This window comes from Sphingorhabdus sp. (assembly GCF_035329025.1).
Lineage (GTDB): Bacteria > Pseudomonadota > Alphaproteobacteria > Sphingomonadales > Sphingomonadaceae > Sphingorhabdus_B.
Genome location: NZ_DAOLHN010000029.1, coordinates 17,489 through 44,239, shown reverse-complemented (window position 1 = coordinate 44,239; position 26,751 = coordinate 17,489). Strand labels below are relative to the sequence as shown.

The window sequence follows — 26,751 nt, the reverse complement described above, 5'->3', positions numbered from 1 at the left end:
GCTGTCAGGCGGCGAGGCGCAGCGCGTGAAACTCGCCAAGGAACTCAGCCGCCGCAGCACCGGCCAAACGCTCTACATATTGGACGAGCCCACGACGGGGCTGCATTTCGAGGATGTGCGCAAACTGCTCGAGGTGCTCCACCGGCTGGTCGAACAGGGCAACAGCGTGGTGGTGATCGAGCATAATCTGGATGTCATCAAGACCGCGGACTGGATTATCGACCTTGGGCCCGAAGGGGGCGTTAAGGGTGGGGAGATTGTTGCGGAGGGGACGCCGGAGGATGTGGTTAAGGTGGCTGCCAGCTATACGGGGCATTATTTGAAGCCGTTGCTGGAAAAGGCGAAATAGCACCTCTCCCTTTAGAGGATGCCGCCAACCCAGCCTTGCATCAAAGCGCTATTGAGCTAAACCAACTTTGTGTGCGGAATATACAGCAAAGCTGTTATTTGGATGTTTCTAAGCCAGTTGCTCTAAATTGCATTGTGTTACAAGGCCCGCATTGGCGCGAATTTATTGAAATCATTTATTGTTAGTTTTCGGCTCTCTACTTAATACGAAGGCGTAAATAGACGAGCTTTTAGGTGAAGAGGTCACTTCTCTACCAAGCTGAGATGCTATTTTCCGATGCGAATATGCAACCTTTTGAAGTTCAACGTAGCGCTTTTTGGAATCCATCTTGCCTCATCCCTTTTTTGCTACGATACGTGCCTGCAAGAATAATTCAACTAGCTTGAGTGGTAAAATATGCCTGATGATTTGGCGTTGATCCGTTTTCCTGAACTGGTGGTCGGCATCGCCGGTCCAATTGGCGTGGATATTGAAACAATCTGTGCAACCACTCAAGAGGCACTTCGAGCTGTCGATTATGGATCGACCATCATCAAAATAACGGATGAAATTGATGAGCTTCCTTCATCATTCAAAAAACCACGCGGAAAAAACTTTCATGGTCTGATGAAATTTAAGATGGATCATGCCAGCGATCTTTGCCGAACACGCGATGATCCTGCGTTTCTGATGAGAGTGGCCATTGCCGCTATACGCCGTGAGCGTGACAGTTTGGCCGAAAATGGCAAATCGCTTAGTGAAGTATTCAAGAACGAAGTGGCTGGAGATGAATCCTTCGGTCCTCCTAATCCCTTCGCTTTTGACTTGATTGGCGCAACGGATCGTGTTGCCCAATCTGAAGCTTATATCATCAGACAATTAAAACGACCCGAAGAGGTAACGCTTCTTCGCAGAGTTTATGGTCGTCAGTTTATTCTTATTTCAGCATATGGCTCTGAAACTGATAGACGAGAAGTATTGGAAGAAAAAATACGTAGAACCACCCCCTTGAATACGTCCGAGAACACAATAACATATAAAGCCCAGGAGCTTATTGATAAAGATGCAGATGAAGGGGGAGATGTATGCGGACAACATCTTAGAGATACGTTTCACCTTGCTGATGTATTCATTGATGGTATCAATAAAAACGAAATGTCCATAACTTTAACTCGTTTTTTTAATGCACTATTCGGATTAAACTCAATAACTCCTAGTAAAAAGGAGTACGGAATGTATTGTGCTAAATCAGCTTCTTTAAGATCATCGGATTTATCAAGGCAAGTTGGTGCAGCTATTTTCAGCAAAGACGGGGAAATTATTGTTCAAGGTTGCAATGAAGTTCCAAAAGCAAATGGAGGAACTTACTGGGATTGCGAGCAGCCTGACTTTAGAGATATTTCTCTTGGAAGCGACCCGAATGAGGACGAAAAGAGAGAAGTCGTACGAGACGTTTTAGAACGCCTCGAAAGAGCAGAAATTTTAAAACTTCCAGCACAAGCAAAGAGAGATCTAGATTCCTTAATAGACCACTTAACATCGAACAAAAAAGATCAAAATGATAAAAGTATGGGAGCATTAAAAGGTTCTAAAATACTTGATCTTACTGAATATGGAAGAGTAGTTCATGCAGAAATGTGTGCAATTTGTGATGCAGCTCGCTTAGGAAAATCATTAAAAGGTGGAATACTCTATTGCACAACATTTCCTTGTCATAATTGCGCAAAGCATATACTTGCATCTGGAATAAAGTCTGTGGTTTTTATGGAACCTTATCCGAAAAGTAAGGCAAAGATTTTACATAAAAATGAAATAGAAGTTGACGGTTATAGCAGTGATAGAATTTCTTTTGTCCCATTTCTCGGAATATCTCCTTACAGATATAGAGATATATTTGAAAAAAGAGAAAAAAGGAAATCAGGAAGTCTCGCAAAAAAATGGTACTATGACGTGCCATGCCCGATGATAGATGTACTGGCACCGAGTTATACTGAGCTCGAGCGACATGTTGTGCGGCCTATTGCATCTGATGCTGTTCAGGGAATTCTTCCTCTCGAGACTGACCCTGAAGAATAGTTCAAAGTATTTTTCATTTTTTATTCGATCGTTGTCCAGAGTAAAATCCACTCTGAGCTGTTATCAAATCTGCGAGCCCCCCCTACAATTCCACCGCCTCCCGCACATAGCCCCACTCGCCAACGCCATCCCATGCCCGGCCATCGGGAAAATGCAGCTTCACCCCGGACAGCGCGGCGCGGTCGAACAGGCGCATGTTCAAGAAATTCCGGAGAGACGATGCCAATCATACAATTCCCCATACTCCCTCACCCCTCCCCAAAAGAACCAACCCCCTTCACAACCCCCCGTCCATCCGCCACAACATTGCCATGTCCACCGAGCCGGAAGAATATGAACATGGCGGCGAGTATCGGCCCGATGCCTTTGGCGCGCTCAACAGCATCGAAGACCTGAAAGGCGAGGGACATGCGGTCGGGTGTTTGCTGCTCTATCTGTTCGTCATTATCGTCTTCGTCGCGGAGCTGCTGCGCTATGTAACAGGCAGCGCCAAATGGTGGCCGTTGCTGATTGCCATTCCCTTCTTCTTTCCCCGCGTCTGGGCAGCATTCCGGTTGGGGCAAAATCCCGACATGGCGGATGTTCCTGCGTTCAGCGGCATGAGCCTGCGCGACAAACGGCTGTGGATCGCCGGGGCGGTGGTACTGATGATCGCTGAATTCGAATTGCAGCTATTCTGGCCAACGATCAGCGCGTGGTTTGACGGGCTTTGGTAGCCGGATTTAGCCGCCGAGCGTGATTGCCTCTCGCAAATAGCCCCACTCGCCCACGCCATCCCATGCCCGGCCATCGGGAAAATGCAGCATCACCCCTGACAGCGCAGCGCGGTTGAACAGGCGCATGTTCACGCCCATGCGGTCATTCGCGGCGCCGCTCTTTTCCAGCCAGGCCGCGCTCAAGGCAAAATGCGTGGTGCAGCCGCAGCGGGGGCAGAAATGCACCTCCACGGCGGGCTCCCGAATCGTTTGTGGTCGCATTTCCTGCCCATGAAACCGGTTCCCACTTTCGCTTGAAATACTCCCGAAATCTGCGCGGCTATAACCCCGCGTCTCCCCCGTCACCTCCACCTCATTCGGCGCATAATATCCCCACCAGACGCCGTGAGACTCACACAGGCTGCAATTGCATTCGAAGATGAAGTCGGGCGCATGCGCGACCTGCACATGCACGGCGCCGCAATGGCAGGTGGCGGATAGGGGATTGGTCATCGCGCGATGGTAGCAAGCTGGGGCGGAATTGCACCCTCTCTCTCCCTCTCTCCTTTAGGGGAGAGGAGCGAGACTTGGCAGCTGGTCTGCCTAGTCGCAGCGGAGAGGGGCTGAAACGGTGAGGTCGTGCCTAGTCTCCCCCTCTCCACTACGCCTAGGCGCTTGCAGCGCCAAGGCTTCGTACCTCTCCCCTAAAGGAGAGAGGTTTGGTTCCCCCTTCAAATCCTCCCACCCCACCCCATATCTGACGCAACCAATCAGAGGAGTTGCCCCAGATGCGCCTTTCCGCCCTTTCGCTTGCCCCGATTGCCCTGTTGTCGCTCGCCGCCTGTGGCGAAGGCGGGGCGCTGGACGAGAATGTGAAAGCCACCGTGCGCCAGTCGATCGTCGCCAGCTGCGCCGCGACCGCGGAGGGGCAGGTGCCCGAGGGCGTCAATGTCGACCTCGACAAAGTCTGCGATTGCGCCGCCGACAAGCTGATGGCGGGCAAGAGCGTGCAAGACCTGATCGCCAACCCGCCCACCAGCGTGGAGGACCTTGCGCCAATCAAGGAGTGCCTGAAGGAAATCGGCCCGGTAACGGTCGCGCCCCCGCCCGAGGGGTGAGCCCGCCTCTCTCCTTCAGGGGAGAGGAGTGAGGAATCGACCGGAGGGAGATGGCCGAAGGCCACCTGCGAACTTGTTCGCTAGTCGCAACGGAGAGGGGCTCCAACGGTAAAGGCTCGCCCAGCCTCCCCCTCTCCTCTTCGTCTAATCGCTTGCAGCGATAAGACTTCGTACCTCTCCCCTGAAGGAGAGAGGGTGGTTTTCCATCGCCTTCGGCCCTGCGTGAAACCCGAAAACCTCAAGGCCACAAAGCCGAGATCGGATAGAGCGCGATCAGCCAGGCCATGCAGCCAATCACCACGCGCCGGTCGTTGCTGGCAATCGCCAGCAAGCAAACCGGGAAGAAAGACCATGTCGTCACCAGCGTCTTTAGGCTGATCAATGGGGAAAGGCCGACAAGCGAGACGGTGAAACCGAGCAAGGCAATATTGGAGAACAGCAATCCGCCGAGCACCTTGCGCCGGTGCTTTTCAAAATGCCCGTCGAGATCGGCCCATTCCTCCGGCTCGTTCGGGAAGATCAGCGAGGCGGCGACGAAGAGCACCGCTGTCACCACGAATCCGCCGAACATCAACGGCCAGGTGACCGTCACCATCTCGCGCACTGCCCAGCCATACATCCAGAAGGTCACGACATCGCAGGTGACAAACAGCCCGAGCAAAGCGGTGGGCCAGCCGATCTGTACCTTGTGGCTCGCGTTGAGCGCGCGGGCGAGCCCGCCCAGCCCCTCTGCCAGCGCGAGCCCGAGCATCAGCCCGAACAGCGAAAAGATGAATTCAAACGCGCTCATGCAGCTCCCCCGGCTTTGCGGCTGTGTGCCAAAGTGCGCGGAGTGGGGCAAGCGAAGAGGAGGTTATCCGATAAAACTCCGCGCCTTGGCGATCGTCTCCGCGAGTCCGGCGCGCATTTCCTCCCACACTGCGCGCTCGTCATCCGCGTCTTCGGGCAGCGTGTCTTCGATCAGGTCAATCCCCGCCCACAGCATGCCTTCATACCAGCCGGGTTCAACCTTCAGCGTCTCCTGATGGTGCGGGATGGAATCATAGAGGATGATGCGGATCTCCTCCGGTCGTTCGAACCAGGTCATCAGGCAATAGAGCACATTGCCGACCATCTCCGCCTCCAGCAGCGCACGCTTGCCGAGGCCGTGATGTTCAAAGCTGGCCTCTGCCGCCGGATGCGCGGCGTAGAAGCGCGCCATCAGCGGGGCAGTGATATCGCCCACTGTTTCGGCTGCGCGTTCCAGACTGCGCTCGATCAGTTCAAGTTTCGCTGCCCTGTCTTGCATGCGCATCCTCCCTTTGGGCGATAGTGGCACAGGTGGCCGGGCGCGGGAAGTGATATCGGTCAAGCGCGATGCACTTTCGAGCTACTGTCCTACATGCGCGTTTTCTGCTTGGGTGGTGCGATGGACGAAGGTGCTTGCCCGCGCTGCCCGTTTCACCTCGCGCTATCGGCCGCGCTAAAGTGACAAAGGTGACAATCGGCCCCATGCCTTCCGGTGAAGTTTGTAACCTTAAGGCCGTTTTACGCCATTCGCTTTGCCGCATTCACGCCCCTATCCACCGTTATAGACCAAATGGGCGATTCACAGGTTGTCACATATATGTAACAAGCCGTCTCAAGGCGGGACACCGCACCAAAAATCCCAGCCTTTCGGGTCGCACCGAACATAATTCCGGGGGGAAGGGTATGGCGACAACAGCCAATGGAACCGGCGCAACAGGCCAGGATGCCGAGCGTCGTTTTTACGGGCGCATGGCGCTAGCGATCATCATCGCCATTTTCATCGGATTTGCGCCCAGCTTCTATCTGTTCCAGATGGTCAGCTATCCAAGGCCCAATCCGCCGTTGACCGCACTGACCGTGGCGCACGGAATTGCAGCGACCGCTTGGCTGGCGATATTCTATACGCAAATCCGGCTGGTCGCGGCCAAGAGGCGCGATATCCACCGCCAGCTTGGCGTTTGGGGCATGGTGTTGGGCGCGGCGATCCTGCCGATCATCTACTTCACCTCGCTGCACGCTATTCCGCGCGGGCTGCATCCGCCGATTATAGACGCCGAAAGCTGGTCGGCCGTGCCTTTGCTCGCCATTCCCGCCATGGCCTATCTGCTCTGGATGGGCTGGCGCAACCGGATGGACCCGCAGGCACACAAGCGCTTCATGCTGGTCTATACCCTCTGCATGGTTGAACCGGGGCTGGGCCGCTGGCCGTTATTCCCGCCGAATATGGCCGGGCATGTCATCAGCAACGTCCTCGCCTTTGCCTTCATCATCCCGCTCGTGATGTGGGACAGGAAGACGATCGGCAGCATGCACTGGGCTACCAAGGCCGCTGCGGTTGCACTCGCCTTCAGCTGCTTCGCGCGCTACATTTTCTGGGGCTTGGGTATTTGGCCCGATATCGTGCGGGTGCTGCCCTATTAGGAACCCAGCCGCTCGGCCATCAGCTTGCGGATATCCGCTTCGGGCCGCGCGCCATAATGGCTGATGACCTCGGCGGCGCACACGGCACCCATGGTCAGGCAGTCTTTGAGGTCGCGGCCCTCCGTCAGCCCGGCAAAAACGCCCGCCGCAAAAAGATCGCCCGCGCCGGTCGTGTCGACCACGCGTCCGACTTTTTCGGCGCCTACGCGCGCATGTTCGTCGCCACGATGCGCCTCTGCGCCCGCCGCGCCATGCGTGCAGACGAGCATCGGAACGCGCGCCGCAAGCGCTGCAACAGCCGCCTCGGTATCCTCGGTCTGCATCATCGCGCGGACCTCGGTGTCATTGGCAAATAGCAGATCGAGCGAACCGTCATCCATCAGCGCGAAGAATTCATCGCGATGGCCATCGACGACAAAGGCGTCGGACAGCGTCAGCGCAACCTTGCGCCCGGCCTGTTTGGCAATGGCAATCGCCCCCGTCATCGCCGCACGCGATTCCGGCGCGTTCCACAAATAGCCTTCGAGATAGAGCCAGGCGGAAGCTTCGATCTTCGCCTTGTCGATCGCCGTTTCGGGCAGGAACTGCGCTGCGCCAAGGAAGGTGTTCATCGTCCGCTGCGCATCGGGCGTCACCAATATCAGGCAGCGCGCTGTCGACGGCTGGCCGGGGCGAGCAGGCACATCAAAGTCGATCCCCGTCGCGCGGATGTCATGCGCAAAAACGTCACCGAGCTGGTCCTGCGCGACCTGACCGATAAAGGCCGTCTTGTGGCCAAGCCGCGAAAGCCCCGCCAGCGTATTCGCCGCACTGCCGCCGCTGATTTCCCGGCCGGGTCCCATTGCGTCATACAGCGACTGCGCGCGCTCGGCATCAATCAGCGTCATCCCGCCCTTGTTGAGATTCTGCGCCTCGATAAAGGCATCATCGGCATCAGAAATCACGTCGACTATGGCATTGCCAATCGCCAGCACGTCGTAGCGGGTTTGCGTCATTTACACTTCCTGCAAAGAGTTTGGCGCGCCCTAATGCGGCTGGCACAAAAGGGCAAGTGGCTTGCATGTGTAATACACCCGCACTATCTTGCGGGAATGTTCAGGGCCATCTCGCTCGGCTTCGCCAGTCTTTCGCACAAGGGCATCATGCGGATCCTCGCGCGGGTGATGCTGCTCACCCTGCTGTCCTTCATCCTCTTGGGTGTCGGTCTGTGGTTTTCGATAGACTGGCTGTTCCATGCCCTCGGCTATGCCAATGATGGCGGGTTGAGCGCCGTCGCGGCCATCGCCGTGCTGCTGATCGGCGGGTTGGTGCTGTTCCGAATGATCGCGATTGCCATCACCTGGGTCTTTTCCGACGACATCATCGATATCATCGAGGCAAAGCATTATCCTTTCGAGGCCGCACGCGGCAAGCGGCCGAGCAATTGGCAGTCGGCGCGGATGGGTATGCGTTCGGCCATGCGCGCACTCGGATATAATTTGTTGGCGCTGCCCTTCTATCTGGTTCTGCTGATTACCGGCATCGGGGCGCCGCTGGTGTTTCTTGGAGTCAATGCCCTGCTGCTTGGTCGCGATCTGGAGGATATGCTGGTCGCGCGGCACGGGCATCATTTGGCCGCCTTTGGCAAGGGAGAAAGGCTGATGTTAGGCCTTGCTGGCGCAGCAGGTATGATGGTTCCACTGTTGCAGTTTGTTGTCCCGGTTGTCGCCACCGCGTCTGCCGTGCATATGGCGCATGGAAAATTCAGGGTGACAACCAAGTGAAAAGATTTGCCTCGGTCGTAATTGCGACAATGATGCTGACGGCTTGCGGCGCTGCCAGCGCCGAACCCAAACGTCCGCAAAGCGCACCCGTGCCGTTGGACAAACCCGCCGCGACTTCACCGACAGCGCGAGCAGCATCATCCTCGAAGGGGCTCGACGCCGTTATGGGCAAGGACATGGGAACGCTGGTCCGCATGTTCGGTCCACCACGCCTTGATATTATCGAGGTGCAGGGGCGCAAGCTGCAGTTCAGCGGTCGCGCCTGCATCCTCGATACCTATCTCTATCCCCACGGCAAGAATGGCGCAGAGATTGTGACTCATGTCGATGCGCGGCGCAGCGACGGCGCCGAGGTGGACCGCGCGCAATGCGTCAACGCGCTGATGGCGCGGTAGAGCAAAGCAAATCATATAAGGATTTCGTCATTCCCGCGAAGGCGGGAATCCATCTCCCGTGGTATCAATTTAATCCGTCGGTGATGGACCTCCGCCTTCGCGGGGGTGACGAAAGTAGGTTTAAGCTACGTCTGGCGCCCATTCGGACCGCACAGTTTCATCCGACTCAAATTTGAGTCGCGTACGCTTTTCAGCCGAAAATTGAACTTCATCCAATTGTGCGATAGCCCAGATGGCTGCGCCGCGTACCAGCGGACTGGCGTCATCTAACAGTAAGACCAGCGGCTGGACCAGAGCGGTATCGCCACTGTTGCCAGCCGCAATTGCGGCATTCCGGACAAAGCGATCGCGCCCGGTCCGCTTGATTGGGGTCCCTGCAAACAGTTGCCGGAATTGACTGTCATCGAGCGCGAGCAACCGAGCCAATGGCATATCCGACAATTCCATCCGCTGCGCCAACGCTTTGTGCACGGAAGCGGTTCGAGCAAACTTGTTCCAGGGGCAAGCCGCCAGACAATCATCGCAGCCATAGATATGGTTCCCGATTGCGCGGCGGAACTCGTGTGGGATCGGCCCTTTGTGCTCGATCGTCAGATAGGAAATGCAGCGGCGCGCATCGACACGATAAGGCGCAGGAAAAGCATCGGTCGGACAAGCCAATTGGCATGCATCGCACGACCCACAGCGGTCGCGCCCGGCAGCATCAGACTCCAGCTCTGCAGTTGTGTAAATCGCGCCCAACAACAACCAGCTGCCATGTTCGCGGCTGACGAGGTTACTGTGCTTTCCCTGCCAACCCAGCCCGGCCGCCTCGGCGAGGGTCTTTTCCAGGACCGGCGCCGTATCGACAAACACCTTCACCTCGCTGCCCGTTTGATGGACGAACCATTGCGCCAACCGCTTGAGCGCGCCTTTGACCACATCATGATAATCCTTGCGCTGCGCATAGACCGAAATGCGGCCGAGCTCTGGCTGCGTCTCAAGCGCCATAGGGTCGGTTTCGGGCGCATAGCTCATGCCGAGCATGATGACTGACTGCACTTCGGGCCATAGGCCGTCAGGGCTCGATCTCTGGTCGACGCGATCGGCCATCCAGAGCATGTCGCCATGCCGACCTTCATTAAGCCACTGCCGCAAGCGGTCGCCCGCTTCAGGTGCCAGCCGCCCGGCTGCCACGCGGCAATCGGCAAAACCCTCCACCCTCGCCTTTTCCTTCAGGGCGTTAACCAAATTTGTCTTGTGTCTTTTCACGCGCTGTCCCTATTCGGGTGTCGGTTAACTTTGGGGCGATCTACCAATATGCATGCAATCGAGGCACGCGGGCTTGTCAAGCAGTTCGATGGTTTCCGCGCGGTCGACGGTATCGACCTGAATGTGCCGGAAGGTAGCATTTATGGCATATTGGGGCCGAACGGCGCCGGCAAGACGACCACGATCCGAATGCTGCTGGGCATTATCGATCCCGATGAAGGCACACGCACGTTGCTCGGCTCTGACCGCCCGCTGAGCCAATCCAAACTGGTGGGCTATCTTCCCGAAGAACGCGGACTTTACCAGTCGATGCGGGCAGCCGACACCATCGCCTTCATGGGTGCCCTGCGCGGAATGCCTCTGAAAGCGGCCGAGCAGCGCGGGCGCGAACTGATGGAAGAAGCCGGCCTTGGATACGCCGCCGATCGCCAGATACGGCAATTGTCCAAAGGCATGGCGCAAACCGTGCAACTGCTCGGCACTATCGTCCACGATCCAAAGCTGATTGTACTCGACGAGCCCTTTTCCGGCCTTGATGCGCTCAATCAGGCGAAGCTCGAACGCATGATCCGGGCACAGGCCGAGCGGGGCGTGACGATCATCTTTTCGACCCATGTCATCGCGCATGCCGAGCGGCTGTGTGAGCGCATTGCTATCATCGCCAAGGGCAAGGTCAGTTTCGACGGACTGGTATCGACCGCGCGGGACAGGTTGCGCCCTCAGGTCCATCTTGAAACCGAAAACTTGGACGGCCCTTGGCGCAAAGCATTGCCCGCCGATGCACGGCAGGAAGGCAATTGGTGGCACTTCACTCTGCCCGACAGTGGAGCAGAGCCGCTATTGACCGCGCTTGTCGAAGGCAAGGCTGGCGTCAAATCCTTATCTATCGAGCGCCCCGGTCTGCATGATGCCTTTGTCGCCATAGCCGGTGAGGATACTGCCGCCGAAATGGATGCGCCGACAGCGGAGGACTTGCTATGATGGAAACCATTCGCGCTGCTTTCGTCATCGGTCGCCGCGATTTCACGGCGATCATTTTTTCCAAAGCCTTCTTCTTCTTCCTTTTGGGACCGATGTTCCCTTTGCTCGTCGGCGGAGCCGCTGGCTTGTTGGGTGGGCAGGTCGCACGCGATATTGACCGCCCGGTGGTCGGGGTCGCGATGTCTGCTGAAGATAGCCGCCAGTTGCTCGCCGCACGCTCAACACTCGCCGCACAAGTTGGCGAGAGACGATTGCCCGAATTGAAGCAATTGGCGCAATCCGCGCGCGATGTTCCGCCAGAAAAATTGCTCGACGACAAAGCCAACGGTCTTGCGGCGGTTTTGGGAGGTACGCTGCAAAAGCCTGTACTCACGGGAACACGCGGCCCAGTCGAGAGCTATCAGGGAGAGGTTGCAATGCTCTCTGCATTCGCAAAGAATGCCGATGCAATGGTGCTGCCAACTGTCGAAACCCGACTGGTCGAGCGCAGCGCAGGTAACGAAAAGCAGAAGCGGTTGGTGACTGCGCAGGCGACCCAGGTACTCTTGTTCATGCTGACCATGTTGCTGGCAGGTATGGTGCTGTCCAATCTGGTCGAGGAAAAGGCAAACAAGATCATCGAAATCCTCGCTGCTGCTGTTCCCATGGATGCAGTATTCCTCGGCAAATTGTTTGCGATGTTGGCGATGGCGTTTGTCGGTATTACCGTCTGGGCAACGGTCGGCTTCGGGCTCGCAAACCTATCCGGCCCGGCTCTACCGAGCCTGCCTACGCCAGCTGTTGGCTGGCCGATATTCGTGTTGCTGGGCGTGGTCTATTTCACAATGGCCTACCTCATCCTTGGATCGCTATTCCTCGGGATTGGCGCAATGGCGGCGACGGTGCGCGAAGTTCAGACATTATCGATGCCGGTGACGATGGCGCAATTGATCAACTTCTTCCTTGCCATGTACACAGTCACCAAAATGGGTGAACCCATAGAACTGTTCGCCTGCCTTTTCCCGTTCACATCGCCTTTTGCCATGATCGCCCGCGCGGCGCAGGATGCAACATTGTGGCCGCATCTGCTCGCGGTGGCCTGGCAGGCATTGTTCGTGCTGATCATCCTGCGCGTCGGTGTCTATTTGTTCAGGCGCAATGTGATGAAATCGGGCAGCGCTGGCCGTATCAAGGATACGGGCGGCAAGAAACTGTTCGGCCTCGTCAAACTTCCCGGATGATTTGCTAACAGCAAATTAAGTTGCTTATCGAAACGGGATTGACATTATTGTCAGCAATGGCACTCTTCAGAACAAAGAAGAGGAGTCTAAAATGGCAACTGCCCCTGTGCTCGATACATCGGCAACCGAATCTGGCGAGAAGCTGCCCTGGAAGGTAGTTCAGTGCCCGCATGAATGGGACGTCACCCGTCCCGAAATCTATGTTGAGGATCGCTGGCATCCGATTTTCAAGGAAATGCGCGAGGAGGCCCCGATTAACAAAGTCGAGGGCAGCAGTTTTGGCAGCTATTGGAATGTCACCACGCTGAAGGCTATCCAGCATGTCGAGGCCTTGCCCGACATTTACTCCTCCTCGTTCGAGCATGGCGGTATCACGCTTGTCGACGACGAAGCGCTTGATGAGCCTATTCCGGAAGAAGAACGCATAGTCATGCCGATGTTCATCGCGATGGACCGGCCCAAGCACACCGAAGAACGCCGCGTCATCGCGCCTGCTTTCACTCCAGGCGAGATGGAGCGCATGGCATCCGACATTCGTCGGCGCACCGGTGAGTTGCTCGATTCGCTTCCCGTTGGCACCGCTTTTGACTGGGTCGACAAGGTTTCCATTGAACTCACCACCCAGATGCTGGCGCTACTGTTCGACTTTCCCTGGGAAGACCGCCGCCTGCTAACCGAATGGTCTGACTGGGCGGGCGATGTGGAACTTTTCCGCACCGAGGAAACGCGCAAGGCGCGTCTCGCCAAGATGTTCGAAATGGGTGCGTATTTCCAGCGTCTGTGGGACGAGCGCAAGGACCGTGGCGAAGCGCCCGACCTGATCAGCCGCATGATCCATTCACCGATGAAGGATATGAACCAGTTCGAATATATGGGGAACCTCATCCTGCTGATCGTCGGCGGCAATGATACCACCCGCAATTCGATGTCGGGCTATGCCTACGGCCTGCACAGTTTCCAGGACGAGCGCGAGAAGCTGGAGAAGAACCCCGAACTGATCCCGAATGCGGTCAGCGAAGTGATCCGCTGGCAGACCCCGTTGGCGCATATGCGCCGCACTGCGCTCAAGGACCACGACCTGTTCGGTGCGCCGATCAAGGCGGGTGACAAGATCGGCATGTGGTATCTTTCGGCCAACCGTGACGAGACTGTTTTCGACAATCCCGACAAACTGATTGTCGATCGCGAAAATGCCCGCCGTCACCTGTCGTTCGGCTATGGCATCCACCGCTGCGTGGGCGCCCGCCTCGCTGAACTGCAAATTCGCGTATTGCTCGAAGAGATGGCCAAGCGCCGCCTCCGCCCGAATGTCGTGGCAGAGCCAGTCCGCGTCGCCGGCTGCTTCGTCCATGGCTATCGCTCAATGGACGTTGAACTCAGCAAATATTGAGCGCGGGATGAAACCTTTTGCCTGCTTCGAACGTACTTACATTCGAGCAGGCGAAAGGGTTTCGGCATGAATGAATACACAAAGCGCACCTTCCTGAAAGCCGCCGTTGGTGGCGTAGTCAGTCTGGCTACCGCTGCGTTTTCGACATCATCTGCTGTCGCAAGCAAGGCTTTTGCGGTCGTCAAATCCGATGCCGAGTGGCACAAGATCCTCTCGCCCTTGGCCTATCGCGTGCTGCGCAAGGAATATACCGAACCACCCTTTTCCAGCCCTCTTAACGATGAAAAGCGGAAAGGAAATTTCGTCTGCGCCGGGTGCGGCCAAAAATTGTTCAATGCGCTGACGAAATATGAAAGTGGTACAGGCTGGCCCAGTTTCTGGCGTCCCATCCGAGGCGCAATCGGGACAAAGGCGGATTACGGCCTGCATTTGCCCCGCACCGAAGTTCACTGCTCGCGTTGTGGAGGGCATCTGGGCCATGTCTTTGACGACGGCCCAAAGCCCACGGGCAAGCGCTATTGCATGAATGGTGCTGCGATGAAATTTGAACCAGTCTGAAAGACCTATTTGGGCTCACCAATTCCCGAGAAATCGAGTTCACCGCTCTTCTTGGGTTCTTCCGCCTGGCCACCGCGTTCGATGATACCCAATATGGCGCTGTTTCGTCCATCTTGCGCCGCATATTCGCGCGCACTCAATCCGGCTACCGCATCGCGCTTGTCGGGATTTGCGCCTGCCTTGAGCAGCAGGCGAACCATCTCCGGCTGCCGCAATTGAACCGCACGAATCAGAGGAGTTTCCCCACTGCGATTGGTGCCATCAACCACGGCCTTGCTTTTGATCAAGCGTGCGGCACCTTCGACGAAGCCAAGCTGCGTTGCCAGCATCAGCGGGGTTACACCCTTTTTATCTGCCAGATTGGGATTGGCGCCTTTTTGCAACAAATAGCTCAGCCAAGTCTCGTCGCGGCGGTTGACTACAATATGCAGTGCCGTTTCTCCCGTACCATCACGCCTTGTGTTGATAATAACCGAGCCCGGCTCGCTGATAAATTTTTCTGCCTCTTTACCGTCGCGATCTTCAACGGCCTTGAGGAAATTATAACTGTCGGAAAACTGCGCCAATGCGGGCTGCGCCGCCAGCGCCGTAGCCAGTATCCCGAGAAGAAATATGCGCGATTTGGTCCGAATGAAAAGCATGGCCCCTACCCTGAATTGATGGATGCAAACTTGAATTCGCGCCCTTAACAGACCATGGCTGGCGCTGCCATGAACAAAAATGTCACATTTCTTATCGCCGCATTTGCGCTTGCCGCTTGCAATCGCTCCAGCGAGCAAGCCCCGCTATCGCAGGCGCCACTGGCTGGGGCCGCGATCGGTGGCCCATTCACACTGACGGACCAGGATGGAATGCAGCGCAAATATGACGAATTCGATGGGAAATATCGGATCGTCTATTTCGGATATACCAACTGCCCCGATATCTGCACGCCGGATATGCAGCATCTCATGGCCGGGCTGACCCAGTTCGAAAAGGCGCATCCGATGCTTGCCGGTAAGGTGCAACCGCTGTTCATCACCGTCGACCCGAAACGCGACACGCCTGCAATCCTCAAACAGTTTGTTTCAGCCTTCCATCCCCGTCTGATCGGCTTGACCGGAAACGACGCACAAATTGCTTCGGTCGCCAAGTCTTTTGCCGTCCATTACGAGCGGGTCGAAGGCTCCACTCCGGACAGCTATTTGATGAGCCATAGTCAGACGCCGTTCCTGATGGGACCGGACGGCAAACCGCTCGCACTGCTTCCCGCCGATACGCCGAATACCGAGCCGAACGAGGGCGAACCCAAGCTGGTGGCCGCAGAGCTCGCCAAGTGGGTGCGCTGAATTGAGTGAGGTGCCTTTCTGGGAGCAGCCGATCGAAGCGCTCACCCGCGATCAGTGGGAGGCCCTGTGCGATGGTTGCGGCAAATGCTGCCTGCACAAGGTCGAGGATGAGGATACAGGCCGCATCTATGCTACCAATGTCGCGTGCAAGCTTCTCGATCTGAGTAGCTGCCGCTGTGCTGACTATCGCCACCGACGGATGCATGTGCCCGATTGCATCCGTCTGACCCGGCGGAGCATCGACAATTATCCCTGGCTGCCTTCGACCTGCGCCTATGTGTTGCGGGCCAACGGCCAGCCACTGCCGGATTGGCATTATCTTGTCTGCGGCGACCAAGAGGCCGTGCATCGCGCTGGCATATCGGTCAAAGGTCGGGCAATATCCGAACTCCATGCTGGACCGCTTGAAAACCATATTGTCGAACAGCCTCTCTGATCCGAAAGCCGGGGATCCGGTCGTCGATATTGAGGGGCAGCAGATACCCGTCCGCATCAAGCGAACGCGCCAGGCGCGGCGCATTTCGATGCGCGCCGATGCGATCCGGCGCGAAATCCGGATCACGATGCCTGTGTACGCGCCCACTACCGCGGCATTGGATTTTGTTGCCCAAAAGCGGCAATGGATTGCCACACGCTTCGAAACCGCACCGGTCGTCGCGCAACTCGTTCATGGTTCACATATAGCCTTCATCGGCGAGCGGCACCGGATCGTCTGGAACAACAGCCACAGCCGCCGCGTCCGTCGCCTAACCGGCGACCAAGGGTTTGAACTCCATCTAGGCGGCCCCGAAGAAATGGTCGGTCAACGTATCCTCCGCTGGATGCGGGAGGAGGCGCGCCCCATATTCGCAGGTGACATTTCCGAATATTGCTGCAAGGCCGGCGAAACGCCTCCACAATTGGCGATCGGCGACCCCCGAAGCCGTTGGGGCAGTTGCTCGTCGCGTGGCACGATTTCGCTTAGCTGGCGGCTGATAATGGCACCCGCTTTTGTTCGCCGTTCGGTGATTGCCCATGAGGTCGCGCATATGCGCCATATGGACCATAGTCCGGCTTTCTATGCCTGGTTTGACGAATTGTTCGAAGGTGACCGGAGGGCCGCCGACCATTGGCTCAAAGCTCATGGAACAAGCCTGCAACTGGTGGGGAGGTAAATATTCGTCCAGTAAAGGACTTACCCGCCCAGTGCCGTTAGACCGAACTTGGCCAAGTCAGCAATTGACATTCCGGACCGATAGATAGAGCAATCGAGATATCGGAACGCTGGGGCGTACTTTTTTTGCGATGAGTGGCATGCAATTCAGTCTGGCATATATCGCTTTTATAGCGTCTTCAGCGGCATCGGCACAGCCAGGGGCGATGCCTGTAGAACCCATTATTTCCGATAACGAATTTGAAAAAGCTATACCCAAGCTGGAGGACAGCGACGGTGAAGAGCCCCCCTCCTTGGCTGCATCAGACGAGGACGACGACGGTACAGTTGAAACCGCAACCCCTCCAATTGACGAACCTTTACCATCCCTCGAAGCTTTCAGCATGGAGCCTTTGTCTGGCGAAGCGGCGACAGGACCGGATGAATCTGGAAGCCTTGTAAACTATGCTGTCCAGATAGATGGTTTGGAAACAGAAGGCGAAAATGGGGCCATTTTTGACAGGATAAAGCGGCGTTTTCGCGAGCTCTCCTCTTTGAGCCTCAGTGGAGGCAATGCAGAAAACAGGTTATCCATTAATGCCCGTGCTCGGGCCGACCAGCAGTTGCTGCTCGACATATTGTTGAGTGAGGGTTTCTACGACGGAAGGGTCAATCTATCGTCGAAACTTTCAGAAGCTGCTGGCGGCCCGATCCAGGTGGAGTTCCGTGTCCGGCCCGAAAAACGATACAGTCTGGGTTCAATCACATTTGAGGCCCCGGCCGACGTCACTGAAAGCCTGATACGGACCAATTTCCCGCCGAAGAGCGGCGACCCCATCGTCGCAGATAATATCGTGGCTGCGGAAGCCCAGATTTCGCTCGCTTTGCCACAAAATGGATACCCGTTCGCGCAGGTCGGGCAGCGCGATATTCTGCTCGACGAAACTGTGGGCACAGGCGACTATACCTTGCCCGTCGCAACAGGGCCGAAAAGTTACTTCGGGCAAATATTGACCGAGGGCAATCCGGTATTTGATGCCGAACATGTTGGTATTTTACGCCGATTCAGGACAGGTGATCTTTATGACGCGCGAAAGGTTGACGACCTTCGCGAAGCGCTGGTCGCCACCGGGCTTTTGTCGACTGTTTCGATCGAGCCTGTGGCCAGTTCAGAACTGGCCTCCGATGGCACAGCCTATGCCGACTTGATCGTCCGGCAAGAGGCGGGGCCTGCACGAACCCTTGCTGCGTCGGCCGGATATGAAACGGGTCGTGGATTTCGTGCCGAAGGAGGCTGGATACACCGCAACCTGTTCCCGCCAGAGGGATCGCTCGGCGTCAGCGGAATCGTCGGAACGCAGGAACAAGCCCTAGCTGTGGTTTTCAACCGTTCGAATGCGGGGCGCCGCGACCGCACGATCGAACTGTCGGTGTCGGCGCTCCACAAAAATTATGACGCCTTCGATGCTTATACAGGCCGTATAGCTGGAACGCTTTCTTACCAATCGACACCCATATGGCAGAAAAAGCTGACCTATTCCGTTGGTTTCGAGCTGCTCGCCACTTATGAGAGCCTTTTCGAAGCCAGTCGTGTGGCGCGCGCGCGCAACCTCTATTATGTCGCCGCATTGCCGACCGAAGTCGGCTTTGACCGTTCAAACGACCTGTTGAACCCCAGCCGTGGCTTTCGCTTCAACCTTCGCATGTCGCCCGAAACAGCGCTGGGCCAAGGATCCCGCTTTTACCTGCGCGCGATGCTTGATGGCAGCTATTATCAACCTATCGGTGATTCGCTTGTAATCGCAGCACGCGGCCGGGTGGGAACGATTGTCGGCACGTCCCGCGACAGCCTGCCGCCGTCGCGGCGCTATTATGGCGGAGGTGGAGGATCGGTGCGCGGGTTCGGGTTCCAGCAGCTCGGTCCGACCGATATAGAGGGTAATCCCATTGGTGGTCGAAGCCTCAACGAGGCGGCAGCAGAAGTCCGCTACCGCTTTGGGGATTTTGGCGCAGTAGCCTTTGTCGATGCCGGGCAGGTCTATCCGGAAAGCACGCCGCGATTTGATAACTGGCGATTTGGCGTGGGCGTGGGTGGTCGCTTTTACACGAATTTCGGACCGGTACGCGTCGATGTGGCGACACCCATTAATCGTCGCCCCGGGGAATCGCGCTTCTCCTTTTATGTCTCATTGGGGCAAGCATTTTGAAGGCGCTGTGGAAATGGATTGCAGGCATAGCCGCCATCATGTTGCTGTTGATAGCGGCCCTTTTTGGTTTCCACTATTGGCTCGACACGCCCTCCGGCCACAGGTTTGTCGCCCGACAGATAGCCGCCTATGAATTCGAAAACGGCCTGAATATCCGCATTGGCCGCATTGAAGGATCGATCTATGGCGAAGCGCATTTGTCCGATATCCGCCTACAGGACGACAAGGGAAGTTTTGCCAGCATCCCCCATGCGAAACTCGATTGGCATCCGTTAGATTATTTCTACGGCAAGCTGTCCATCGACGCCTTAATCGCAAAACAGGCCTATATAAACCGCCTCCCCGAATTACGCGTAATCCCGGATCGCGGCGAACCATTTTTCCCCGACCTCGATATCAGGATTGACCGTTTACAGTTCGACCGCATCGTTTTCGATAAGTCGATTGCGGGGCGTGAACATATCCTCAACCTGCAGGCGAAAGCCCACATTGTCGATGCAAGGGCGCGCGTCGATGCGACCGCGCAAACGATCGAAGGCGACCGGTTGGTTGCACATCTGGATGCCATTCCCGACAAAGACCGTCTCGGAATGGCTTTGCGCCTCGATGGTCCGGCCGGCGGTCTCACATCGGGATTGCTCGGCCTCAATGCGCCGGTGAAACTCCGCCTTGATGGCCAAGGTAGCTGGACCAAATGGGATGGTTTGCTGAACGCTGAGGCAGGGAGTGACCGTCAGGCCAAATTAACCGTAGCGGCGCGGGATGGAAAATTTTCCATCGCAGGCGATGTTACGACTGGCAAAATCGCCAACGACAATCTCCTTGGCAATCTGCTCACGCCCGGTTTCAAAGTCGACCTGGTGGCTGACTATGAAAACCGCGTAGCGCAGATTTCGGGCAAACTGATTGCGTACAAGGTAAAGCTGGATGCCTCAGGCACTTTGGATTTGGCGGAAAGCCTATTCCAGAAACTCACCATCAACATCGACATGCCACGCAAGGTGGCGCTTTCGAGCGGGATCGAAAGCCAGGGCGCAAGTGGCAAGCTCCTCATCGATGGCCCGATGGCTGGGCCCCAAATCGACTATTCCGTGAAGGCTGAGCAATTGCGCTGGGGCGAATTTTCCTTCTTCGGCCTGACCGCCAATGGTGTTGCGCGTTCTGAAAAGGATTTTGTCCGCATACCGGTTTCAGCCCGGGCGCGGCGCATGACCGGTTTTGAAGTCACTGACCAACGGATATTGGCAAACATCAAACTCGATGGCGACTTGGCGTACTCCAACGGACGCCTTTTGAGCGAAAGGCTCAACCTGAAGTCCGATCGGGTATCGGCAGTGCTGCAGGGCGCAGCCAATTTCTCGAAGGGTCAGTTGGCAGCCAGCATTAAAGGCAATATTGACCGCTATCGGATCGAATCTGTTGGCTTGTTCGATATCGATGCCGACCTCGGTCTCAAAAGCCGTATGCGCAATGATTATGCGCTGTCGGGAACGGTGCGGGCGCGGTCGACGCAGTTGTTCAGTGATGGCGTTCGCGATTTCCTCGGCGGTCAAATGCTGGTGCGGGCAGGTATCGGACTGTCCGAAAACGGCATTTTGCAGATCAGTTCGGCGCAAATGATCGCGCCCAAACTCAGACTGAATCGGGGAAGCGGAACCTATGTGCTGGATTCAGGAGCCCTGCGCTTCAATGGCAGCGGTTATTCGAACGAATATGGACCCGTCGGTATCGCAGTAAGCGGAACGCTGACCGAGCCGATCGCCAGAGTGACTGCAAGCCGCCCCGGAATGGGTATTGGCCTGGCCGATGTCAGCGCGCTGGTCAAACGCACGTCGCAGGGTTTTTCGGTGCTGTTCAACGCTTCTACAGACTATGGACCGCTTGATGGCGATGTGGATGTGCTGTCAGGTGGCCGGAACCTTGTACTCGATGTCAAACGCGCCGACTTTTCAGGTATTCGTTTTGGCGGCAGGTTGGAACAATTGCCTGCGGGGCCATTTGCAGGGCGGCTTGTCGGCAATGGGTCGGGCTTCGATGGCGTTGCCGAACTGTCGGCACAAGGCCGGTATCAACGCGCCATCGTAAAAGCGACCGCGATGAATGCAGCACTGCAGGGGCAAAAGACGCTGCGCATCGGACGGGGGATTATCAACGCCGATATAGTTCTGCTCGAACAGCCCCAGATAAAAGCGGATGTGCAATTGGGCGACACTACGGTCGACGAGCTATTTATTGCGGCCGCTCGCGGCAAAATCGATTACCGGAACGGGCAAGGCAACGCACAATTCCTAGTCGAAGGACGGAGCAGTTTCCCCTTCCGCATCGCTGCCAACAGCCAGTTGGCACCAAATCTGTGGACGGTTGCAGTGCGCGGCCGAGCGAATGGTATCCCCTTCACCTCTGCCAAACCTTTACGAATTGTCCCGGAAAAGCGGGGCTATGCATTGCTTCCTTCAGCCGTAAAAGTTGGCAATGGGACGATCCGGCTTGAAGGCCGTTATGCCGATGGTCTGCAAATCCGTTCCAATATCGACAACGTCAATCTGGCAGTGCTTAACCCGACGCTGCCGGGTTTCGAGATGGGCGGTCGGGCAAGCGGTGTAGTCGACTGGAACCAGTCTTCGCTGGATGCAGTGCCGCAAGCGCAAGTACAGTTGGAGATCAAACGCTTCCGGCGCAACAGCGTTGGTGTGCCATCCCAGCCGGTGAACGTCAGCCTGAAGGGCAATTTGGACGTCAATGGTGGCGGCCTGTCCGCGCTTATCCAGCGGCAGGGAACGAATGTGGGAAGACTTCAGGTAAAGCTCGGTGCACTGCCGACCGGGCCTGGTGACTGGATCGACAAAATGTTCGATGCGCCGTTGTCAGGGGGAATCCGCTACAATGGTCCCTCCGACCTGCTATTCTCGCTCGCCACATTGGCGAATCAAAGTCTCGCTGGTCCGGTCGCCGTCGCGGCCGATTTTTCCGGCAATCTGCGTGAACCGGAGCTCAGCGGATCGGTGCGTTCGGACAATCTGGTCTATGAAAATGAAACCTATGGAACGCGGTTGACCAATGTCCGCGTACGGGGCTTCTTTAAAAATGATGTTCTCGACCTGACCGAGATTTCCGCCAAGGCCGGAGACGGCACCGTCAGTGGACAAGGCGTCATCAACCTCAGTTTCGAAAAGGGTTTCCCGGCTAGGATTGACCTTGATCTCGACCGCGCAAGGCTGGCCCGAAGCGAACTTGTCACAACTGCTGCAACCGGCAAAATCGAAGTTACCAACACCCCCGGGACGGGTGCTTTGGTCAGCGGCACCCTGGCACTGCCCGAAACGCGCTTCCGTATCGTCCGGCAGAATGCCTCAAGCGTAACAACGCTAACCGGAGTGCGACGGAAATCCGCAGCCGGGCCAACACGCATCACCGGTGATGCCAACCCGGTCAGTTCACTTCCGTCCAACTGGAAACTGAACATCAAGCTGGTGGCGTCAGACGAGCTCTATATCTCCGGCATGGGGCTGGAATCGGAATGGAAGGCGGATTTGCGGGTGACGGGTACGTCCGACGCCCCATTCATCACAGGTGATCTGCAACTGGTTCGCGGGACGTTGGGCTTTGCCGGCCGTTCCTTCGGCATAGAGACCGGGCGCCTGACCTTCAACGGCGGCGACTATAGCAATCCTTCGCTTCGCGTTATTGCAGCCGCGGAGGTTGAAGGCACAACAGTTCGTGTTGACGTGCGCGGAACCGGAAACAAGCCGGAAATCCTCTTCACCTCGACCCCTGCCTTGCCCCAGGACGAAATCATGGCGCGAATCCTGTTCGGCAATTCAATTGCCGAGCTGTCCGCGGTTCAGGCAGTACAACTCGCTGCTTCCCTGAACAGCCTTCGCGCAGCCCCGGGAGGCCTCAACCCATTGGGTGTGCTTCAATCCGCGACCGGTCTGGATCGATTGCGGATCTTGAACCCGGACGAACAGACAGGCCGCGGCACCGCCATCTCGCTCGGTCATTATATTACCAACGATGTCTATGTGGAAATCATCACCGATGCGCGGGGCTACACGGCCAGCCAAATCGAAATCAGCCTGACTCCGGCGCTGTCGGTGCTCAGCCAGTTGAGCAGTTATGGCACGTCGAACGTCAGTGTACGATACCGGAAGGATTATTGATGCGGCCCGCTTTACTGATGATGCTGTTTTTGCTGGCTGGTTGCCAGAAAGACTTTGAGCAGCGCTATTCGGATATCGAAACCGAAGTGAAAAAGGATGCAGCGCGGATCGATGCGGACATGCGCAAGGATGCCGAGGACAGCAAAAAGTGACGCAACCCAGCGACTTTGCCAATCGATAGGACAGGATCTGACAGAGCTCGTTCAATTGAGGAGCCGGTTATGAAATTGAGTTGGACGGGTATTCGGAACGCCATCGCCCCTCGCTCCCCAATCGGTATCGCCTTGGGTGGGCTGGCGTTTCTGGCAAGCCTGACGCCGAGCCTGATTCCCAGGACCCCGGCAATGCAAGGCATCATCGCCGCTTTCGCCTTCATGCTGGCTTATGCTATCGGCGCCGGACTTGCCCGATTGTATCGCTGGCTTGGTTTCACAAGCCCTGAAGGCAAAACCAGAAGCACGGCAGACGCCATATTAACCGGCATTGCACTGGTTGCGGTAGCGATCGGTCTGGTATTTGCGGAAAGTTGGCAAAACGCTACTCAACAAGCGCTCGGTATCAATGCCGAGAGCTCTTGGCGCTCCCTGATTGTCATTCTTGTTGCACTCCCGCTGATACTCATAATTTTGCTCATCGCCAGATTTTTCGGACGCATTGCCCGCTTGATAGGCACATGGCTCGACCGCTTCATACCCGAACGTGCGGCGAAGCTGGCGGGTTTCACGTTCGCTATTTTCTCGCATGGTCGATCGGCAACGGCCTGCTGGTGCGCAACGTGGTGCGGGTCCTCGACAGTTCCTACAGCGAGTTGGACGAGTTCATTCCGCCGGACATGCCTCCCCCCGAAGAATATCAGAAAACGGGCAGTGCAGAATCGCTCATCGCTTGGGATGGGATCGGCGCGGCCGGGCGTAGGCACATATTGTCGTCACCAAACCAAGCGGATATCGAGGAATTAACGGCCAAACCGGCGATGGAACCGCTTCGCGTCTATGTTGGTCTGAATTCAGCCGAAACGCCCGAGGAGCGGGCGAATCTTGCTTTGGAAGAATTGCTCAGGATCGGGGCTTTCGACCGCTCATTGCTGGTAATCGCAACGCCAACGGGAACAGGCTGGATTGATCCCGCCGCCATGGCCCCTGTTGAGATGCTCCAACGCGGGGACATTGCTTCGGTTTCAGTGCAATATTCCTATCTGCCCAGTTGGCTGAGCCTGTTCACCCAGCCCGAATATGGGCATAATACGGCACGCGCTGTGTTCGATGTGGTTTATGGTCATTGGCGCAGTTTGCCGCCAGACAAGCGGCCCAAACTCTTTCTCTTCGGCCTCAGCCTCGGCACGTTGAACTCCGAACAGTCGTTCGATTTTCATGATATTGTCGGGGAGCCGTTTGACGGTGCGCTGTGGGTTGGTCCGCCTTTCGCGAGCCCGGTATGGCAGGACATAACGCGAAACCGGAACCAAGACAGCCCGGCATGGCTACCCGTTTTCCGCGACAGTTCACTGTTCCGCTTCCGGAACCAGAATGGGCCATTCAAGCCGGAAAACGACGCGTGGGGCCCAATGCGCTTTGCCTATTTGCAATATGGATCCGACCCGATTGTGTTTCTCGATACCAAAAGTGCTTGGCGAAGCCCTGCATGGCTCAATAAGCCGCGCGCGCCCGATGTGGCACCCGAATTGCGATGGATACCAGTAATCACATTCCTGAAAACCGCTTATGATGCAATGACGGCGACAACAACACCGGCTGGAACCGGCCATGTTTACGATGCGGAGCACTATCTGGCGGCATGGCAGTCATTACTTGAAACGCAGGACTGGTCTGAAGAAGACATGCAGAAACTGCGCGCCTGGCTAAAGGATCGCGAGGAGGAATAAAACTTTGGGGAATGGTGGAGCCTAGGGTTTAATAACCCAAACCAGATATAGTCATGGTATTTCAATAGTATATATCACTAGTACATTAGTATTGTATCCCATGCATGTATACCAGTTATTTGTGCTGCACAGCCTATTGTTCGAGGATTAACCAACCTCCGAAAATTGGCTCACCTAGAAAACGAGCGAATTAGATTTTTGCTGCCGCTTCTTTGTCTGCCGTCTCCTGGCGATCTTGATAGATTTTCGTCAGCGGCAGGTGTGAATAGGTTACGCCACGCAGCTTGGCTGCAGCCGAAGCCTGTTTCGTGCGATGAGAAATCAGATCGCGTTCGTGCTCGGCAAAAGCGGCTAAAATATGCAGCGTCAGTTTGTTGGCGTACGGTGCGTCAGCGGCCACGAAATCAACGCCGCCCTCCATTAACGACGATATGAATGCCACGCTTCGGGCAAGGCGATCCAGCTTTGCTATAAGCAGAGTTGCGTTCTCTTTTTTGCAAAGTGAAATTGATTGCACAAGGACCGGCCGAACATTTTTTGTACCGCTTTCAATCTCAACGAGTTCGGCGATGGCAACGCCACCAACTGAATTCATGCAATCCTGGACCGCGCTTCTTTGCGCCTCTAGGCCGAGACCGGACACCCCCTTGCCTTGATGTGCTGACTCGCAAATATTCGACAAAGCGATTTTCCCGAGTTGCAGTTAATTGCATCCAGATGGATCGTAACCTGTCCGCACCGTGTAGCAAGTGAGTACGAATCTGTTTTCCACCGACAATTCTATTTTGTTTCAATATCTTGTGGGAAATTCGGTTCTACCGTTGGTGTCAGGAGACAGCCGCATGATCTTTATCGTGTCCTAAATCGAGCCATTGCAAACATTACTGCGATTTCGACACGTACTCCAAATGTGACATTTGTTTAGGCAGCTAGCGCTAACTTTGCAGACGTTCGTTTAGACCAACCAGTTCCCTGAAAGCTGCCGTCAGTTCAACTACCCGTGTTTGAAATATCCAGGGCAGAATTTGGGCCGTATGCCAGTTGTCTGCATTCAAGACCAATTTGATAAAAGCAGGCAGTATTGGATCTCATTAGCGGCTCAAAACCAGTTCATTTGTCCGTTCGATATCCGGCGGCTTTCTTTTTAAGTCCCAGGAATTGGCAGCTTGGCCCTTGCAAAACAGTAATTTTCAGTCCGATATCCGAAAGGGGCATCGTATCTCACTAACAGAGCAATAAGCTCCAGAACTCAATCCTGAATCAAGGAATAGCCTCGCATTTGCAATGTTCCGATTGTGGTTATCGCCGATACGTCAACGCGGACATCAGGATTCAATTCTTCCCGCGTGACTCCCATAGCGACCATGGACTGGCCACATAGCCGAACGCTAACGCCTGCCACTGTCAACTGCCTTATTAACTCTGCGTTGGGGTTCGCCTCGCCATCGAACCGCGCCGCGAAGGCCTTTTCCGTGAGCGTGGTCCGGGCTGCGGGTCCATGAAGCGTCACCACGATGTCACCGGGCTGAAGCGCAACGCCATAATGGCTAAGTAGATTGACCATACGCGCCACGCGTTCCAAACCTTGATGCACTGCGCCAGGGGTACGGGCCGCTTGCGCTACGTCGAAAATAATTTTGTAACGAAGATTTGCATCCGGTTTCTCAAAAGGATCCGTGATTTCGCTATAGGTTCCAAAACCTGGCACTGGTCGGGTTTTTGTTTGCGCACTTACCGGACCGGTCAGCACAGAAATGACAGCTAGAGCGATAAGAATTTGGCGCATGATTTGCAGTTCCCGTTTTTAACTTTGCGCAATTATTGTTCGACCATATAG

The 26,751-nt window shown here is 56.0% G+C and carries 25 protein-coding genes and 1 pseudogene; 18 read left to right on the top strand and 8 right to left on the bottom strand.

The window, feature by feature from the left end; genetic code table 11:
- From PKC81_RS09670 to PKC81_RS09660, 3 genes and pseudogenes are all read left to right on the top strand, one after another.
- Positions 1-349, top strand: a pseudogene (locus PKC81_RS09670) (excinuclease ABC subunit A); the annotation flags it as partial.
- 396 nt (positions 350-745) lie between these two features.
- Positions 746-2,404 carry an anti-phage dCTP deaminase gene (locus PKC81_RS09665; RefSeq protein WP_324335513.1) on the top strand — a complete coding sequence of 553 codons (1,659 nt, stop codon included), beginning with the start codon at positions 746-748 and terminating at the stop codon, positions 2,402-2,404.
- A 311-nt stretch (positions 2,405-2,715) separates the two neighbouring features.
- Positions 2,716-3,120, top strand: a complete 405-nt coding sequence (locus PKC81_RS09660) for a hypothetical protein (protein ID WP_324335511.1) — start codon at positions 2,716-2,718, stop codon at positions 3,118-3,120.
- A gap of 6 nt (positions 3,121-3,126) precedes the next feature.
- On the opposite strand, the gene PKC81_RS09655 is transcribed toward PKC81_RS09660, so the two are convergent.
- Positions 3,127-3,612, bottom strand: a complete 486-nt coding sequence (locus PKC81_RS09655) for an aldehyde-activating protein (RefSeq protein WP_324335509.1) — start codon at positions 3,610-3,612, stop codon at positions 3,127-3,129.
- A 275-nt stretch (positions 3,613-3,887) separates the two neighbouring features.
- On the opposite strand from PKC81_RS09655, the gene PKC81_RS09650 reads away from it, so the two are divergent.
- Positions 3,888-4,217 (top strand): hypothetical protein, encoded by a 330-nt coding sequence (locus PKC81_RS09650; protein ID WP_324335507.1) that lies wholly within the window; start codon positions 3,888-3,890, stop codon positions 4,215-4,217.
- A gap of 238 nt (positions 4,218-4,455) precedes the next feature.
- Here the strand turns inward: PKC81_RS09650 and PKC81_RS09645 are convergent, their stop codons facing one another.
- Complete coding sequence (locus tag PKC81_RS09645) at positions 4,456-5,007, bottom strand: hypothetical protein (RefSeq protein WP_324335505.1); 552 nt, start codon at positions 5,005-5,007, stop codon at positions 4,456-4,458.
- A gap of 63 nt (positions 5,008-5,070) precedes the next feature.
- The gene (locus tag PKC81_RS09640) at positions 5,071-5,505 is read right to left on the bottom strand and encodes a hypothetical protein (RefSeq protein ID WP_324335503.1); all 435 of its coding nucleotides are present in this window, start codon (positions 5,503-5,505) and stop codon (positions 5,071-5,073) included.
- A 404-nt stretch (positions 5,506-5,909) separates the two neighbouring features.
- On the opposite strand from PKC81_RS09640, the gene PKC81_RS09635 reads away from it, so the two are divergent.
- Positions 5,910-6,647 (top strand): hypothetical protein, encoded by a 738-nt coding sequence (locus PKC81_RS09635; protein WP_324335501.1) that lies wholly within the window; start codon positions 5,910-5,912, stop codon positions 6,645-6,647.
- Here the strand turns inward: PKC81_RS09635 and PKC81_RS09630 are convergent.
- Complete coding sequence (locus PKC81_RS09630; RefSeq protein WP_324335499.1) at positions 6,644-7,642, bottom strand: adenosine kinase; 999 nt, start codon at positions 7,640-7,642, stop codon at positions 6,644-6,646. The two genes, PKC81_RS09635 and PKC81_RS09630, sit on opposite strands and share 4 nt — an antisense overlap.
- 96 nt (positions 7,643-7,738) lie before the next feature.
- On the opposite strand from PKC81_RS09630, the gene PKC81_RS09625 reads away from it, so the two are divergent.
- Positions 7,739-8,410 carry an EI24 domain-containing protein gene (locus PKC81_RS09625; protein ID WP_324335497.1) on the top strand — a complete coding sequence of 224 codons (672 nt, stop codon included), beginning with the start codon at positions 7,739-7,741 and terminating at the stop codon, positions 8,408-8,410.
- Complete coding sequence (locus tag PKC81_RS09620; RefSeq protein WP_324335495.1) at positions 8,407-8,805, top strand: hypothetical protein; 399 nt, start codon at positions 8,407-8,409, stop codon at positions 8,803-8,805. The genes PKC81_RS09625 and PKC81_RS09620 overlap by 4 nt, the downstream gene beginning before the upstream one ends.
- A 120-nt stretch (positions 8,806-8,925) precedes the next feature.
- Here the strand turns inward: PKC81_RS09620 and queG are convergent, their stop codons facing one another.
- Positions 8,926-10,023 (bottom strand): tRNA epoxyqueuosine(34) reductase QueG, encoded by a 1,098-nt coding sequence (gene queG, locus PKC81_RS09615; protein WP_324335515.1) that lies wholly within the window; start codon positions 10,021-10,023, stop codon positions 8,926-8,928.
- A gap of 81 nt (positions 10,024-10,104) precedes the next feature.
- Between queG and PKC81_RS09610 the strand changes: the two genes are divergently transcribed.
- The 4 genes from PKC81_RS09610 to msrB all read left to right on the top strand — a co-directional run bounded on the left by PKC81_RS09610 (position 10,105) and on the right by msrB (position 14,205).
- Complete coding sequence (locus PKC81_RS09610; RefSeq protein ID WP_324335493.1) at positions 10,105-11,037, top strand: ATP-binding cassette domain-containing protein; 933 nt, start codon at positions 10,105-10,107, stop codon at positions 11,035-11,037.
- Positions 11,034-12,257: an ABC transporter permease gene (locus tag PKC81_RS09605; RefSeq protein ID WP_324335491.1), complete on the top strand. Its 1,224-nt coding sequence runs from the start codon at positions 11,034-11,036 to the stop codon at positions 12,255-12,257. Before PKC81_RS09610 ends, PKC81_RS09605 begins: the two co-directional genes overlap by 4 nt.
- Before the next feature lie 91 nt (positions 12,258-12,348).
- Positions 12,349-13,647, top strand: a complete 1,299-nt coding sequence (locus PKC81_RS09600) for a cytochrome P450 (RefSeq protein WP_324335489.1) — start codon at positions 12,349-12,351, stop codon at positions 13,645-13,647.
- 66 nt (positions 13,648-13,713) lie between these two features.
- Positions 13,714-14,205, top strand: coding sequence for a peptide-methionine (R)-S-oxide reductase MsrB (gene msrB, locus PKC81_RS09595; RefSeq protein ID WP_324335487.1), 492 nt, complete (start codon positions 13,714-13,716; stop codon positions 14,203-14,205).
- A gap of 5 nt (positions 14,206-14,210) precedes the next feature.
- Here the strand turns inward: msrB and PKC81_RS09590 are convergent, their stop codons facing one another.
- Positions 14,211-14,846, bottom strand: coding sequence for an ankyrin repeat domain-containing protein (locus tag PKC81_RS09590; protein ID WP_324335485.1), 636 nt, complete (start codon positions 14,844-14,846; stop codon positions 14,211-14,213).
- Between the two features lie 54 nt (positions 14,847-14,900).
- On the opposite strand from PKC81_RS09590, the gene PKC81_RS09585 reads away from it, so the two are divergent.
- The 7 genes from PKC81_RS09585 (at position 14,901) to PKC81_RS09555 (ending at position 24,914) form a co-directional block, all read left to right on the top strand.
- Entirely contained in the window at positions 14,901-15,533 is a 633-nt protein-coding gene (locus PKC81_RS09585; RefSeq protein ID WP_324335483.1) for an SCO family protein, read from the top strand.
- 1 nt (position 15,534) lies between these two features.
- The gene (locus PKC81_RS09580) at positions 15,535-15,969 is read left to right on the top strand and encodes a YcgN family cysteine cluster protein (RefSeq protein WP_324335481.1); all 435 of its coding nucleotides are present in this window, start codon (positions 15,535-15,537) and stop codon (positions 15,967-15,969) included.
- Entirely contained in the window at positions 15,926-16,687 is a 762-nt protein-coding gene (locus PKC81_RS09575; protein ID WP_324335479.1) for a SprT family zinc-dependent metalloprotease, read from the top strand. The genes PKC81_RS09580 and PKC81_RS09575 overlap by 44 nt, the downstream gene beginning before the upstream one ends.
- Before the next feature lie 139 nt (positions 16,688-16,826).
- The gene (locus tag PKC81_RS09570) at positions 16,827-18,872 is read left to right on the top strand and encodes a BamA/TamA family outer membrane protein (RefSeq protein ID WP_324335477.1); all 2,046 of its coding nucleotides are present in this window, start codon (positions 16,827-16,829) and stop codon (positions 18,870-18,872) included.
- Positions 18,869-23,032 carry a translocation/assembly module TamB domain-containing protein gene (locus tag PKC81_RS09565; protein ID WP_324335475.1) on the top strand — a complete coding sequence of 1,388 codons (4,164 nt, stop codon included), beginning with the start codon at positions 18,869-18,871 and terminating at the stop codon, positions 23,030-23,032. Before PKC81_RS09570 ends, PKC81_RS09565 begins: the two co-directional genes overlap by 4 nt.
- Positions 23,032-23,184 (top strand): hypothetical protein, encoded by a 153-nt coding sequence (locus PKC81_RS09560; protein ID WP_324335473.1) that lies wholly within the window; start codon positions 23,032-23,034, stop codon positions 23,182-23,184. Before PKC81_RS09565 ends, PKC81_RS09560 begins: the two co-directional genes overlap by 1 nt.
- Before the next feature lie 521 nt (positions 23,185-23,705).
- Complete coding sequence (locus PKC81_RS09555; RefSeq protein ID WP_324335471.1) at positions 23,706-24,914, top strand: alpha/beta-hydrolase family protein; 1,209 nt, start codon at positions 23,706-23,708, stop codon at positions 24,912-24,914.
- 190 nt (positions 24,915-25,104) lie between these two features.
- Here the strand turns inward: PKC81_RS09555 and PKC81_RS09550 are convergent, their stop codons facing one another.
- Both PKC81_RS09550 and PKC81_RS09545 read right to left on the bottom strand, forming a co-directional pair.
- Entirely contained in the window at positions 25,105-25,557 is a 453-nt protein-coding gene (locus PKC81_RS09550) for a recombinase family protein (protein WP_324335469.1), read from the bottom strand.
- A 606-nt stretch (positions 25,558-26,163) separates the two neighbouring features.
- Positions 26,164-26,700, bottom strand: a complete 537-nt coding sequence (locus PKC81_RS09545; RefSeq protein ID WP_324335467.1) for a DsrE family protein — start codon at positions 26,698-26,700, stop codon at positions 26,164-26,166.
- Between the last annotated feature and the right edge of the window lie 51 nt (positions 26,701-26,751).

Coding starts and splice junctions, on each gene's coding strand:
- PKC81_RS09665 (WP_324335513.1), top strand. CDS start 746: ATGCCTGATGATTTGGCGTTGATCCGTTTTCCTGAACTGGTGGTCGGC.
- PKC81_RS09660 (WP_324335511.1), top strand. CDS start 2,716: ATGTCCACCGAGCCGGAAGAATATGAACATGGCGGCGAGTATCGGCCC.
- PKC81_RS09655 (WP_324335509.1), bottom strand. CDS start 3,612: ATGACCAATCCCCTATCCGCCACCTGCCATTGCGGCGCCGTGCATGTG.
- PKC81_RS09650 (WP_324335507.1), top strand. CDS start 3,888: ATGCGCCTTTCCGCCCTTTCGCTTGCCCCGATTGCCCTGTTGTCGCTC.
- PKC81_RS09645 (WP_324335505.1), bottom strand. CDS start 5,007: ATGAGCGCGTTTGAATTCATCTTTTCGCTGTTCGGGCTGATGCTCGGG.
- PKC81_RS09640 (WP_324335503.1), bottom strand. CDS start 5,505: ATGCAAGACAGGGCAGCGAAACTTGAACTGATCGAGCGCAGTCTGGAA.
- PKC81_RS09635 (WP_324335501.1), top strand. CDS start 5,910: ATGGCGACAACAGCCAATGGAACCGGCGCAACAGGCCAGGATGCCGAG.
- PKC81_RS09630 (WP_324335499.1), bottom strand. CDS start 7,642: ATGACGCAAACCCGCTACGACGTGCTGGCGATTGGCAATGCCATAGTC.
- PKC81_RS09625 (WP_324335497.1), top strand. CDS start 7,739: ATGTTCAGGGCCATCTCGCTCGGCTTCGCCAGTCTTTCGCACAAGGGC.
- PKC81_RS09610 (WP_324335493.1), top strand. CDS start 10,105: ATGCATGCAATCGAGGCACGCGGGCTTGTCAAGCAGTTCGATGGTTTC.
- PKC81_RS09605 (WP_324335491.1), top strand. CDS start 11,034: ATGATGGAAACCATTCGCGCTGCTTTCGTCATCGGTCGCCGCGATTTC.
- PKC81_RS09600 (WP_324335489.1), top strand. CDS start 12,349: ATGGCAACTGCCCCTGTGCTCGATACATCGGCAACCGAATCTGGCGAG.
- msrB (WP_324335487.1), top strand. CDS start 13,714: ATGAATGAATACACAAAGCGCACCTTCCTGAAAGCCGCCGTTGGTGGC.
- PKC81_RS09590 (WP_324335485.1), bottom strand. CDS start 14,846: ATGCTTTTCATTCGGACCAAATCGCGCATATTTCTTCTCGGGATACTG.
- PKC81_RS09585 (WP_324335483.1), top strand. CDS start 14,901: ATGGCTGGCGCTGCCATGAACAAAAATGTCACATTTCTTATCGCCGCA.
- PKC81_RS09575 (WP_324335479.1), top strand. CDS start 15,926: ATGCTGGACCGCTTGAAAACCATATTGTCGAACAGCCTCTCTGATCCG.
- PKC81_RS09570 (WP_324335477.1), top strand. CDS start 16,827: ATGCAATTCAGTCTGGCATATATCGCTTTTATAGCGTCTTCAGCGGCA.
- PKC81_RS09560 (WP_324335473.1), top strand. CDS start 23,032: ATGCGGCCCGCTTTACTGATGATGCTGTTTTTGCTGGCTGGTTGCCAG.
- PKC81_RS09555 (WP_324335471.1), top strand. CDS start 23,706: ATGGCTCGACCGCTTCATACCCGAACGTGCGGCGAAGCTGGCGGGTTT.
- PKC81_RS09545 (WP_324335467.1), bottom strand. CDS start 26,700: ATGCGCCAAATTCTTATCGCTCTAGCTGTCATTTCTGTGCTGACCGGT.